Annotated in this window: 12 protein-coding genes and 1 pseudogene; 6 read left to right on the forward strand and 7 right to left on the reverse strand. The window is 69.2% G+C overall.

What is annotated here, in order from left to right; translation table 11 throughout:
* Window positions 1-88: 88 nt before the first annotated feature.
* Window positions 89-898 carry a galactan export ABC transporter permease subunit Wzm/RfbD gene (gene wzm, locus LCL87_RS16665; protein WP_225021599.1) on the forward strand — a complete coding sequence of 270 codons (810 nt, stop codon included), beginning with the start codon at window positions 89-91 and terminating at the stop codon, window positions 896-898.
* Here wzm and LCL87_RS16670 read toward each other — a convergent pair.
* The 5 genes from LCL87_RS16670 to LCL87_RS16690 all read right to left on the reverse strand — a co-directional run bounded on the left by LCL87_RS16670 (window position 886) and on the right by LCL87_RS16690 (window position 7,525).
* Complete coding sequence (locus LCL87_RS16670; protein ID WP_225021541.1) at window positions 886-2,400, reverse strand: glycosyltransferase family 39 protein; 1,515 nt, start codon at window positions 2,398-2,400, stop codon at window positions 886-888. The two genes, wzm and LCL87_RS16670, sit on opposite strands and share 13 nt — an antisense overlap.
* Window positions 2,397-4,295 carry a glycosyltransferase gene (locus tag LCL87_RS16675; RefSeq protein ID WP_225021543.1) on the reverse strand — a complete coding sequence of 633 codons (1,899 nt, stop codon included), beginning with the start codon at window positions 4,293-4,295 and terminating at the stop codon, window positions 2,397-2,399. Before LCL87_RS16675 ends, LCL87_RS16670 begins: the two co-directional genes overlap by 4 nt.
* A 105-nt stretch (window positions 4,296-4,400) precedes the next feature.
* On the reverse strand, window positions 4,401-4,997 hold the full coding sequence (locus LCL87_RS16680; RefSeq protein WP_225021545.1) for a pentapeptide repeat-containing protein: 597 nt from the start codon (window positions 4,995-4,997) through the stop codon (window positions 4,401-4,403).
* A 115-nt stretch (window positions 4,998-5,112) separates the two neighbouring features.
* Window positions 5,113-6,108 carry a dTDP-glucose 4,6-dehydratase gene (gene rfbB / locus LCL87_RS16685; protein WP_225021546.1) on the reverse strand — a complete coding sequence of 332 codons (996 nt, stop codon included), beginning with the start codon at window positions 6,106-6,108 and terminating at the stop codon, window positions 5,113-5,115.
* A 31-nt stretch (window positions 6,109-6,139) separates the two neighbouring features.
* On the reverse strand, window positions 6,140-7,525 hold the full coding sequence (locus LCL87_RS16690) for an MFS transporter (protein ID WP_225021548.1): 1,386 nt from the start codon (window positions 7,523-7,525) through the stop codon (window positions 6,140-6,142).
* 225 nt (window positions 7,526-7,750) lie between these two features.
* Here LCL87_RS16690 and LCL87_RS16695 point away from each other — a divergent pair, with 225 nt between their 5' ends.
* The 4 genes from LCL87_RS16695 to LCL87_RS16710 are packed head-to-tail and all read left to right on the forward strand — an operon-like array spanning window position 7,751 to window position 10,922.
* Window positions 7,751-8,275 (forward strand): hypothetical protein, encoded by a 525-nt coding sequence (locus tag LCL87_RS16695; RefSeq protein WP_225021550.1) that lies wholly within the window; start codon window positions 7,751-7,753, stop codon window positions 8,273-8,275.
* Window positions 8,276-8,327: 52 nt separating this feature from the next.
* Window positions 8,328-9,203 carry a glucose-1-phosphate thymidylyltransferase RfbA gene (gene rfbA, locus LCL87_RS16700; RefSeq protein ID WP_225021551.1) on the forward strand — a complete coding sequence of 292 codons (876 nt, stop codon included), beginning with the start codon at window positions 8,328-8,330 and terminating at the stop codon, window positions 9,201-9,203.
* 2 nt (window positions 9,204-9,205) lie between these two features.
* The gene (locus LCL87_RS16705) at window positions 9,206-9,802 is read left to right on the forward strand and encodes a dTDP-4-dehydrorhamnose 3,5-epimerase (RefSeq protein WP_225021553.1); all 597 of its coding nucleotides are present in this window, start codon (window positions 9,206-9,208) and stop codon (window positions 9,800-9,802) included.
* A 4-nt stretch (window positions 9,803-9,806) separates the two neighbouring features.
* Complete coding sequence (locus tag LCL87_RS16710) at window positions 9,807-10,922, forward strand: trypsin-like peptidase domain-containing protein (RefSeq protein ID WP_225021555.1); 1,116 nt, start codon at window positions 9,807-9,809, stop codon at window positions 10,920-10,922.
* On the opposite strand, the gene LCL87_RS16715 is transcribed toward LCL87_RS16710, so the two are convergent.
* Complete coding sequence (locus tag LCL87_RS16715; RefSeq protein WP_225021557.1) at window positions 10,923-11,774, reverse strand: LLM class F420-dependent oxidoreductase; 852 nt, start codon at window positions 11,772-11,774, stop codon at window positions 10,923-10,925.
* 88 nt (window positions 11,775-11,862) lie between these two features.
* A complete protein-coding gene (locus tag LCL87_RS16720; protein ID WP_510850786.1) occupies window positions 11,863-12,330 on the reverse strand; it encodes a GtrA family protein in 468 nt (155 codons plus the stop codon).
* 96 nt (window positions 12,331-12,426) lie between these two features.
* Between LCL87_RS16720 and LCL87_RS16725 the strand changes: the two are divergent.
* Window positions 12,427-12,554: pseudogene (locus LCL87_RS16725) on the forward strand (superoxide dismutase); the annotation flags it as partial.

Consider the following 12,554-nt stretch of genomic DNA (forward strand, 5'->3'; position numbering starts at 1 on the left):
CCCGGACGGGCCGGGCGGCGCGCCGGTCGGGGTAGTCTCCTCCCCTGTGCCCGATGTATCCACCGAATCCGCGAACTCCCCGACGAGCATGGACTCCCGGAGTTTTCGGCGGGCGATAGGCGACCTCCGTGAGGGCCTCGGTCACCGCCAGCTGTGGTTCCACCTGGGCTGGCAGGACATCAAGCAGCGTTACCGCCGCTCGGTCCTCGGCCCCTTCTGGATCACGATCGCGACCGGTGTCTCGGCGGTGGCGATGGGTCTGCTGTACGGCACGTTGTTCGACATGGACATCGCCTCGTTCCTGCCGTACGTCACTCTCGGCTTCATCATCTGGAACCTGATCAGCGGGTCCATCCTCGAGGGCGCGGAAGTGTTCGTGTCCAACGAGGGTCTGATCAAGCAGCTCCCGACACCGTTGAGCGTGCACGTCTACCGCCTGGTCTGGCGGCAGATGATCCTGTTCGCGCACAACATCGTCATCTACGTCGTCATCTTCGCGGTCTTCCCGCAGCCGATCCACTGGACCGCGCTGGCCGCCATACCCGGGCTGGCGCTGATCGCCATCAACGCGATCTGGGTGTCACTGCTGTTCGGCATCCTGTCCACGCGGTACCGGGACATCGCCCCGCTGCTGGGCAGCGTGGTGCAGCTGCTGTTCTTCATGACCCCGATCATCTGGACCGAGAAGACCCTCGAGGGCACGGGCAACGAGGGCCGCGCCCGGATCGCCGAGATCAACCCGCTCTACCACTTCCTCGACATCGTCCGCTCGCCGCTGCTGGGCACCGACCAGCAGCTGTACCACTGGGTGATCGTGCTCGCGGTGACGGTGGTCGGCTGGACCGCGGCACTGCTCGCGATGCGCAACTACCGCTCCCGCGTGGCCTACTGGGTCTGACCCGTCCGCACGAGGCGCACCAACTGCGCGTGGTTGGCGGGGACGCGTTCGTCGATCCCGAACCCGTCCCCCGCCAGCGCGCGGTACAGCTCGGTGTCCTCGAACCGGAACGGCGCGAACTCCCACCACACGTTCGCCGGGTGCAGGTAGCGGCTTCCCGTGGACCGCTCCCCGTCCGTCACCACCCACACCACCGCGCATTCCTGTGCGCGGTCGGCAACCACGTCGGCGGGCGCATCCACGTCCCACAGCTCGGCGCGGTCCGCGCCCGATTCCCCGAAGCCGATGTCCACCAGGCCGGCGAACGCGTCGGGCCGGGCCTGCGCGACCGACCGCAGCGAGGTCGGCTGCCACGACACGATCGGCTGGAAGGCGACGCAGTCGCCCGCGGCCGCCCGGGCCGCGATGTCGTCGGCGACCGTGCTGTAGTCCATCCCGCCCGGCTTGCCCCACGGTCGGCGTTGTTCCAGATACGCGGGCAGCGCCGCGACCGTCAACGCCAGCACCACCGCGGTCAGCGCGACGCGGGACGCGAACGCCCACACCGCCGCGACGGCGACCACCAACGCGACCGCCGGCGCCGTGAAGATCAGATACCGGCCCAGGTAGATGTTCTGACCGAGGGCCGAGTAGGCGAGGAACAGCGCCATCGGGACCAGCAGCCACGGCACGGCCACCACCAGCACGGCACCGGCGGAGTCGCCGCGCCGGCGCCTCCAGAGCGCTGCGAGCGCGCCGCAGACGACGACCAGCAGGCAGCCCGCCGCGAACCAGACGGCCTCCGGGAACCACTGTTCGACCGCGATCGTGTGCAGCACCGAGGCATCGAGCGGTGGCACCCAGCCGATCTGCCTGGACTGGGACACCGCCAGCACGGCGAACGGTGCGGCCACCGCGGCCGCCGCCGCGACCGCGACGGCGAACCGCCACCGGTGTCGCGCCGGGGTCAGAGCGACGGTCACCGCGTGCGCCGCCACCAGCGCCGCGCTGTAGAGGAAGAGGACCACCGACAGCGCCGCCAGCAGCGCGTACACCACCCACCACCGGCGGCGGGTGGACCGCAGCGCGACCACCAGCGCCAGCGTGGTGAGTGCTGCGGCGGCCGCCACCATCGCGTACGATCTGGCCTCGCTGCCGGCCCAGGTGATCCGCGGCATGATCACGAACACCGCCGCCGCGACCACGGCGACGCGCGTGCCAGCCAACCGTCGCGCCAACTCCAGCAGCGCCGCCGCGCCGACACCGACCGCCAGGGCACTGGGAATCCGCGCCGACAACTCCCCGGCGCCGAACACCGAGAACCAGCCGTGCATCACCAGGTAGTACAGCCCGTGTACCGCGTCGACCCGGCCCAGCAGTTCGACCAGGTCCGGCACCGAGCGATCCGCGGCGGCGACGGTGGCGGCCTCGTCCCACCAGAACGATTCGTTCCACGATCCCGCGAACGAGATCAGGAAGCCGAGCACTCCCGCGACGAGCGGCAGCGCCCGGCCGCCCCTCACTTTCCGGACTGGAACAGCCGGGTCCAGTTCTCGGCACTGGTGATCTGCGGCAACGCCTCGGTGTAGGCGGTCTTCATCTGCGGTGCTTCCTTGCGCAGCTGCCAGCACACCTTCGCCGCACGTCGGGCCAGTTCCACGGCAGCCTGCTTGTCGCGGCGACGGACCCGGACCGCGCCCTGGGACGCGTCGGTGACCGTGGCCTGCGAGAACAGCGACACGTGCCACCAGTTGGCGTAGGTCGCCGGAATCGCCACCGGGCGCCCGTCGACCCGGCCGAGGAACTGCTGGACCGCCCGCTTGGCGAGCACCAGCGGCTCACGCTTCTCGTCGGGTTCGAACTTCCACGAATCCAGCTGGGTGTGCCGGTCGGCCTCGGCACCCACCTCGACTGCGGGACGCGCGACCGTCTCGGGGTACTTGGCGCGCAGTTCGCGGATGTCCCGGAGCACCGCCTGGCCGCCGTCGTCGAGGAACGACGGCCCCTTCAGGAAGTCCTCGGCCGCCTGGATGAAGGTGGCGGCCAGCCCGTACTGCATCGAGACGATCAGCTCGCTGGTCTTGCGGAACAGGTACTTGGCGATCGTGGCGCCGTCGAACCGTCCGTAGATCGCCGAGACGATCAGGCCGTTGCGGATGCTGAAGTAGCGGGACCAGTCGTCGTAGTCCTTCAGGTGGAAGTCGGCGTGCCACACACCCGCGTTGGGGAGCGTGATCGTCGGGTGGCCGGCGAAACGCGCGCGAATGCCGTACTCGATGTCGTCCCACTGGAAGAACAGCGGCAGCGGGAGCCCGCACTCCGCGATGATCTCGCCCGGGATCAGGCAGGTCCACCAGCCGTTCCAGCCGGCGTCGAAGCGCTCCTCCTGCCGCTTCTTCACCAGGTCGACGCCCATCATCGCGCCGGTGGTGAGGTTGCCGGCCTTGATCTCGTCGAGGACTTCCCGCTCCGCGCTGACGTGCAGCATCTGCGGGTTGCTCAGCGAGAGCATCTGGGCGCCGACCAGCGCGGGCTGTGCGGTCATGTTCGCAAACGCGTTCATCCGCAGCACCGTCTCCGGCTCGCACAGGATGTCGTCGTCCATCAGGATCACGTTCGAGTGCGCGGTCTCCGGCTCCGAGACGATCTCGTGCATGCCGCGCGCGAACCCGCCGGCGCCACCGAGGTTCGCCTGGGTCCGGTACATCAGCTTCTCGCCGAGGGCCGCCTCGAGATCCGCGAAGCCCGGACGCGACCGCACCTGGTCGGTGCCCTGATCGACCACGCACACCGTGTCGATGCCCGCCATCACCTCGGCGTCCGCGGCCAGAGTTCCGACGGTCGCCAGGCAGTCGTCGGCCCGGTTGAAGGTGCAGATGGCGACGGCCGCCGGGCGCAGACGCTCGGGGGCGTCGACGATCCAGCGGACGTCGGTGATGGTCAGGCTCCCCGACTCGGCGGCGGCCTCGAACCACATCGCGCCGCCGTCGACGAACCGGTCGAGCCGGCCCTCCAGGGTGACGGTGCCCGTCCCCTCGACGGTCGTCTGCGTCACCAGCCGCTTGCGGCCCTTCGCGTCGGAGGCGCGCAGGGCGATCGACGCCGATCCGGTGCTCTCGTAGGCCAACGTCAGCCGGACACTGGTGACGGTGGTCCAGCGCTGCCAGAAGCTCGCCGGGAAGCGGCCGAAGTAGGTGTTGGTCTCGATGACCGCACCCTGCTCGAGGCGGGCCTGGCGCCGCTCGAAGCGCGCGGCCCCGGACACGATCTTGGCGTACATCTTGTCGGTGACGCGGGGGCTGGGTCCCGCGAACAGGCCCCGCTGCGCAACCAGGTGATCCGATGGACCGTCCGGGAGCAAATCGCGAATCTCCGCCATCTGTCCAACCGCCGGCGCCGCCGACGTCGACTCACTCATACCGCTCCTCAGAGATTTCCCTCGATGTGTCAGGTCGGCGCGCAGCCCTCCCGCTGTTCGCAGGGTATCAACACAGGGGTTATGTCCGATGTCGCGTGACGCCGCTCAGCTCAGCGTGCCGATACCCAGCGAGCCCGCGGCGATCGGTCCGATCCCGGTCTTGATCGAACCGTAGGTGAAGGATCCGGTGTTCGCCGACCCCAGGTTCCCGGACCCGGTGTTGGCGGACCCGACGTTGCCGGACCCGGTGTTCGCCGACCCGACGTTGCCGGACCCGGTGTTGGCCGACCCGACATTGTTGGAGCCGGTGTTGGCCCAGCCCAGGTTGAACGAGCCGGTGTTGTCGGGGCCGATGTTGTTCCAGTCGATGCTGCTCGCGGCAAGCAGTCCGAGGCTGCCGAGACCGGCGGCGACGGCCGAGCCGATCGCGCCGGCCTGGATCTCGGCGGGCCCGACGTAGCCGACACCGACCGCGTCCTGGCACGGCACCGGTAGCTCGAGGCCCGGTGCGACGGTGGCGGTGACATTTGCCAGCAGCCCCTCCACCCGGAAGGGCGCGCACGCCGGCGCGCCCGCGACCGGGTCCGCGGCGGCGGTACCGACGGAGCCCAGGGCCACCACCCCGAGCGCGGACGCGACAACGAGTGCCCGGCAGGCAAGACGTCGAGCGTGCTCACTGTGCTTCTGCTGTCCGGCCCCCATACGAGTGCCCCCTCCGGTTCGACCCCCGAGCGACAGATCCCGACACGAATGCTGGTCACGCTACCGCCAGGGCGTCGCCGCCGTGGCCGGATCGAGGGGTTCGCGCAGGCTGCGGCTACTGCCCGGTGCGCGCGTATCCGGCTTCGGTCGCGGCCTTCGCCGGGCGCCACCACTCGGGGTGCTCGCGATACCACTGCACGGTCGCCTCGAGACCGCTGCGGAAATCCCGGAAGCGCGGCTCCCATCCGAGTTCGGTGCGCAGCCGGGTGGAGTCGATCGCGTACCGCAGGTCGTGGCCGGGCCGGTCCGGCACGAAATCGAAGTCGTCGGCGTCCCTGCCGAAGATCTCGAGCAGCATCGCGATGACGGTGCGGTTGTCGACCTCGCCGTCCGCGCCGATCAGGTAAGTCTCCCCGATCGTGCCCCGCTCGAGGACGTCCCACACCGCGCGGTTGTGGTCGTCGACGTGGATCCAGTCGCGCACGTTGCGGCCCTGTCCGTACAGCTTGGGGCGGACGCCGTCGAGCAGGTTGGTGATCTGCCGCGGGATGAACTTCTCGACGTGCTGGAACGGGCCGTAGTTGTTGGAGCAGTTCGACAGCGTCGCGCGGATCCCGAACGACCGCGTCCACGCCCGCACCAGCAGGTCGCTCGACGCCTTGGTCGACGAATAGGGGCTGGACGGGTTGTAGGCGGTGGACTCGGTGAACCGCGCCGGGTCGCCCAGTTCGAGGTCGCCGTACACCTCGTCGGTGGAGATGTGGTGATAGCGGACGTCGTGGTCGCGGACCGCCTGCAGCAGCGTGTACGTGCCCACGACGTTGGTGCGCACGAACGGCCACGGATCGGCCAGCGAGTTGTCGTTGTGCGACTCGGCCGCGAAGTGCACGACGGCGTCGGAGTCGGCCACCAGGCGGTTCACGACCTCGGCGTCGGCGATGTCGCCGTGCACGAAGTCGATCCGGTCGGCCACCGCGTCCAGCGAGGCCCGGTTGCCCGCATAGGTCAGCGCGTCGAGGACCGTGACCCGGACGTCGGGCCGTTCCGTGACGGTCTGGTGGACGAAGTTGGCACCGATGAACCCGGCGCCACCGGTGACGAGCAGCCTCATACCGGGGAGACTACCGACGGAGGCGGGCGTCTCACGCCCGCGCCGGTTCCGGCGTCGTCTCCTCCTCGCCCGGGATCGAGGTGCCGCGAAGCGACACCCCGGCGGTCTCACGCAGGAAAGCCACCGAGACCAACCCGATGACGCAGGCGCCCATCATGTAGATCGCGGGGAACAGGCTCCAGCCCGTCGAGTGGATGACCGCGTCGTTGACGAGCGGGGCCGTGCCACCGAAGACGGCCGTCGAGACGTTGTAGCCGATCGCGAAGCCGGCGTAGCGGACCTGTGTCGGGAACATCGCCGGGAATGTCGCGGAGATCGTCGCCAACTGCGGTAGGTACAGCAGGCCGAGGACCGCGAACGCGAGCAGCGCCCATCCGAATCCCTGCGCCATCAACCAGTACATCGGCACGGCGGCGATCAGCAGCCCGATCAGCGAACCCCACCACATCGGCTTGCGGCCGAGCGTGTCCGACCAGCGACCGAAGAACGGGATGCACGCCATCATGACCAGCTCGCCGACCAGGATGATCACCGTCGTCGCCTGCGTGCTCAGTCCCAGCGTCGACTCCAGATAGGTCGGTTGGTAGGTGAGCAGCGTGTAGTTGACCACGTTCAGCGCCACCACCATGCCGGTCAGGACCAGGATCGGACGCCAGTAGTTCTTCAGCAGGTCGGCGAGCCCGCCCAGGATCGAATCCTGGCTGTCGCCCTGCGCGTCCACCTCGTCGAACACCGGCGACTCGTCGAGCTTGCTGCGCAGGAACCAGCCGACCAGGCCGAGTGGCAACGCGATCAGGAACGGGATCCGCCAGCCCCACGACGCCATGTTCTCGTCGGAGATCATCAGTTCGCACAGCATCACCACCGCGGTGCCGGCCGCGAACCCGCCGAGGGTGCCGAACTCGAGGAAGCTGCCGTACCGGCCGCGTTTGTCGTCGGGGGCGTACTCGGCCATGAACGTGGCGGCGCCGCCGTACTCGCCGCCGGTGGAGAAGCCCTGCACCACGCGCAGCAGGATCAGCAGGATCGGTGCGGCGATCCCGATCGACGCGTACGACGGGATCGCGGCGATCAGCGCCGTCGCGCCCGACATCAGCAGGATCGTCGTCGCCAGCACGGCCTTGCGGCCGAGCCGGTCGCCGAGCGGCCCCCAGATCATGCCGCCCAACGGGCGGAGCACGAACGAGACCGCGAAGCCGAGCATCGTGCCGATCGAGCCGAGATGCCCGGGGAAGAAGTTCTGGGTCAGGTAGGTGGCTGTCGTGGCGTACACGCCGTAGTCGAACCACTCGGTCGCGTTACCCATCGCCGAACCGGCGATGGCCTTGTGCAACGTACGACGGTCCACGTCCTGGCCGGCCCCGGGAGAGTCCGCTGCCGACCGTTCTCCGGGACCGTACGTCGTCGAATCCTGCATGCGTCTGGTCCCTTCAGACGGGGAGCTGCTGGGGGCAGGTCTTTGGTCATCGGTCGTTTTCGACGCTAACGGGACATGTCCGTCCCTGCTTGGCACGAGGGTCCGGCACAGCCGCGGGTGGCACGGTCGACGAGATCGCGACGAATGTCCCGAATTACGGACCATTCGGCCGGTATCCGGATAGCGTGGCCATTTCGTTCCGCTCCAGTCGACCACGGAGGATGCATGTCCCACCCCGGCCCTGAGGGCTACCCGTCGATGCCGGGCCAGAACCCGCAGCAACCCCTGCCGCAGGGCTCGTGGCCGGCCGGCCCGCCCCCGTACGGGCCCCCGCCCGTCACCGCACCGAAGCACCGTCCGATGCTGATCGGCGCTCTCGCCGCAAGCGCCGGCGTCATCATCGGCAGCATCGGACCGTGGGTGACGTTCCTCGGGATCAGCGTGGGTGGCACCGAAGGCGACGGCGTGATCACGCTGATCCTCGGCGCCCTCGCCGCGGCGGCGCTGGGCATGTTGCTGACCCGGACCGTGCCGCCGCGGTTCGGCCTCCAGTGGGCGGGTACGGCGGTCGGCGCGATCTGCCTGCTGGTCGCGATCTACGACATGGCCAATCTGTCCACCGAGGACGAGGAGTTCTTCGGGGAGATGATCGGCCCCGACATCGGATGGGGGCTGTGGTTGCTCCTGTTGTCGTCGATTGCACTGTGTGCGACTGCGACGATCGCGGCGATTCAGATGCGTAAGCGCTAGGTCTTTCGCACTCCACCGCGCTCGCGCAGTCACCCGTGAAACACTGCTCTACATGCGCGGAATCATTCTGGCTGGCGGGACGGGCAGCCGGCTGCACCCGATCACGCTGGGCGTGAGCAAGCAGCTGGTGCCCGTCTACGACAAGCCGATGATCTACTACCCGCTCTCGACGCTGATGCTGGCCGGGATCCGCGACATCCTGATCATCACCACCCCGCAGGACGCCGCGCAGTTCCAGAACCTGCTGGGCGACGGCTCCCGGTTCGGCATCTCGCTGAGCTACCAGGTCCAGCACGAGCCGAACGGTCTGGCGCAGGCGTTCGTGCTGGGTGCCGACCACATCCGGTCGGACTCGGTGGCACTGGTGTTGGGCGACAACATCTTCTATGGCCCCGGCCTGGGCACGACGCTCACTCGCTTCCACGACGTCAAGGGCGGCGCGGTGTTCGGATACTGGGTGTCGGATCCGGGCGCGTACGGCGTCATCGAGTTCGACGACACCGGCGCCGCGATCTCCCTCGAGGAGAAGCCCGCGCAGCCGCGGTCGAACTACGCGGTGCCGGGGCTGTACTTCTACGACAACGACGTCGTCTCGATCGCGCAGGAGCTGACGCCGTCGGCGCGCGGCGAGTACGAGATCACCGACGTCAACCGCACCTACCTCGAGGCCGGACGGCTGCAGGTGGAGGTGCTCCCCCGCGGCACCGCCTGGCTCGACACCGGCACCTTCGACTCGCTGCTCGACGCGTCCAACTACGTGCGCACCATCGAGCAGCGGCAGGGCCTCAAGATCGGCGTCCCGGAGGAGGTCGCGTGGCGACGCGGCTTCATCTCCGACGACGAACTGCGTGAGCGGGCCGAGCCACTGGTCAAGTCCGGTTACGGGACGTACCTGCTGGGGCTGCTCGACCGCGGCCGAGAATGGTGACCATGGATTATCGGGAGTTGAAGGTTCCGGGGGCGTGGGAGATCACGCCCCGACAGTTCGGCGACCACCGCGGGGTGTTCCTCGAATGGTTCAAGGAGCCCGGTTTCTCCGCGAACATCGGTCGCACCCTCGATCTGGCTCAGGCCAACTGTTCGGTGTCGGCCGCCGGCGTGCTGCGCGGCATCCACTTCGCCGACGTCCCGCCCGGCCAGGCCAAGTACGTCACGTGCGCCAAGGGCGCGATCCTCGACGTCGTCGTCGATCTGCGGGTGGGCTCCCCGACGTTCGGACAGTGGGATTCGGTGCTGCTCGACGACGTCGACCGCCGCGCCGTCTTCATCTCCGAGGGCCTGGGCCACGCCTTCCTGTCCCTCGAGGACGATTCGACGGCGATCTACCTGTGCTCGACGGGCTACAACCCGGAGCGTGAGCACGAGGTGAGCCCGCTGGATCCGGGTATCGGCATCGACTGGCCGGTCGTCGCACGCGACGGCAGCCCGCTGCAGTGGACGCTGTCCGACAAGGATCTGGCGGCGCCGACGCTGCTGCAGGCCCGCGATTCCGGCCTGCTGCCGGTGTACCGGGAGGGACACGACTGAGCCGATGAGAGCCGCCGGGGTGCGCCGCGCCAGCGCTGCGATCGCAGTGCTCGCCGCAGTGGGCCTCGCACTCCTGGCGATTCCTCTCGAACACGGCACAATCGACGCCCCGAAGCAGGTACAGGCAACGACGGTCGTCGCGCCGGCCCCGCCGCCGCCTGTTCCGTTGGCACCGCAGCAGATCTCCGACCGCGTCGTCCCGACGATCGTCACCATCACGTCCCGGACCGGCCTCGGCACGACGGCGGGCACCGGCATCGTGCTGCGCCCCGCGGAGTCGGCGGCCATCGTGCTCACCAACCACCACGTGATCGACGGCGGGACGGAGATCACGGCGAAGAGCATGCGCGACGGCGTCCCGTACCCGGTGGAGGTGCTCGGCTACGACAGCTCCCGCGACCTGGCGGTGCTGCGTCTGCCCGGAGCGGCCGCGCTACCGACCGCCGCGCTGGGGTCGTCGCGGACGGCGAGCGTCGGCGATCCGGTGACCGCGATCGGGAACGCGGAGGGCGGCGGTGTCCCGCAGTCGGCGCCGGGCGCGGTCACCCGGCTCGGGGTCACGGTCCTCACCCGCAACTCCGCCGACGGGTCCCGCAACGAACTCGCCGGGCTCATCGAGGTGAACGCCGACGTCCGGCCCGGCGACTCCGGCGGGCCGCTGGTCAACGCGTTCGGCGAGGTGATCGGGGTGAGCAGCGCGGGCAACGCCGTCCAACGGGACGAGCCGTCGGCGCCCGCGCCGCAGTCGTACGCGATCCCCATCGATTCGGCGATGGGGGTCGTCGACCAGATCCTCGCGGGGCGCACCTCCGATTCGGTGCACATCGGCCCCACCCCCCAGCTCGGCGTGAGCGTCCGCGACCACGCCGATCCGCGGGCGGGGACGGCGTCCGGCGCGCAGGTCGTCCAGGTGAGTTACCGCTCCCCCGCCGAGGGACTGGGGCTCGCGCGCGGCGACGTGATCGTGCAGTTCGGTGGCGTCCCGATCCGCACGGCGTCCGACCTCACCATCCGGATGATCGCGCTGCATCCCGGCGATGTCGTCGACGTCGCGTGGATCGACGCCGCCGGGGCGCAGCGGTCGGGCTCGATGGTGCTGACGGAGGGTCCGCCGCGCTGATCAGCCGCCGATGCCGAGCTTGGAGGCCAGGCGCTGCAGGTAGGTGATCACCTGCTCCTCGTCGGCGTCGGGCATGCCGAACAGCGCCTCACTGACGCCGAGGTCCTGCCAGCGGGCGAGCTTGTCGGCGTCGGGCTTGCCGGCCAGGACGATGATCTCCGGCTCCCCGGTGCGGCCGGCATCGGCCCAGATCTTGCGCAGCAGCGTGACGTTGTCCTCGATGTCCTGCTCGATCGGGGTGGTGATCCAGCCGTCGGCCGAGCGCGCGATCCACCCGAACGTCTTCTCCGACGCGCCCGCACCGACGAGGACCGGCGGGCGCGGCTGCTGGATCGGCTTGGGCCACGCCCAACTGGGACCGAACTTCACGAACTGGCCGTCGTACGACGCCTCCTCCTGTGTCCACAGCGCCTGCATCGCCTCGAGGTACTCGCGCAGCGCGGTACGACGCTTCTTCGGGTCGACGCCGTGGTCGGCGAGTTCCTCCGCGTTCCAGCCGAAGCCGACACCGAACGTGACGCGGCCGCCGGACAGGTGGTCGAGCGACGCGATGGTCTTCGCGAGGGTGATGGGGTCGTGTTCGAGCGGCAGTGCGACGGACGTGCCGAGCCGGATCCGCGACGTCACCGAGGCGGCGGTGCCGAGCGCGACCCACGGGTCGAGGGTGCGCATGTAGCGGTCGTCGGGCAGCGCGTCGGTGCCGGTGCCGGGATGGTTCGACGCCCGGTTGACCGGGATGTGGGTGTGTTCGGGCACGTAGAACGCGTCGAACCCGCACTGCTCGACGGCGCGGGCGGCCGTCGCGGGAGTGATGCCTCGGTCACTGGTGAACAGGCTGATGCCGTAGCGCACGATCTGACTCCTCCGGGGTGGTCGGTATCAGGAAATGTAACCTGTTCCACACCGGATCGGAAGACTCTACAGACAGCTGTCCAGACAGTTATCGGATCTTGAAGATGACGGCGCGCTGGACGACGAAGTTGATGACCGTCGCGGTGCCCTGCGCGATCACGAAGGCCAGCGGGATGCGCCACCACTCGTCCGGGAAGACGTCGGCCATCAGCTGGTTGAGACCCACCTGCACCGCGAACGTCACCGCGTACAGCGCGACGACGGCGACGAAGCGGGCCCGGCTCGGCTCCGCCTTGAACGTCCAGCGGCGGTTGATCAGGTAGGCCGTCGTGGTGCCGGCGATGAAGCCGATCGACTTCGCGACGGGCATCGGCAGGCCGACCGCGAGCAGCAACAGGTACAGCCCGAAGTCGACGACGGCGGACAAGCCACCCGTGAGCACGAAACGCACGATCTGCGTCTTGAGGTCCAGGGACTCGTCGGCGATGGAATCGGTGACGGGGATCTCGACCGGCAGCGGCGCATGCGGATCGTGGGAGTGGGGGCTTCCGGACACGCAACGAGACTAGGCGACCCGGTCGCACCGCACCGGCGTGACATCCCGCACACGCCGCTGGACCTCGAGCGCACTCGAGGTTGCAAGATCAACGTCATGACCGTTTACACGCTGCCCGATCTGCCGTACGACTACGCCGCCCTCGAGCCCCACATCTCCGGCAAGATCATGGAGCTCCACCACGACAAGCACCACGCCGCGTACGTCGCCGGCGCCAACACCGC

It is taken from the genome of Prescottella equi, from assembly GCF_020171745.1.
In the GTDB taxonomy this organism is placed as follows: domain Bacteria; phylum Actinomycetota; class Actinomycetes; order Mycobacteriales; family Mycobacteriaceae; genus Prescottella; species Prescottella equi_A.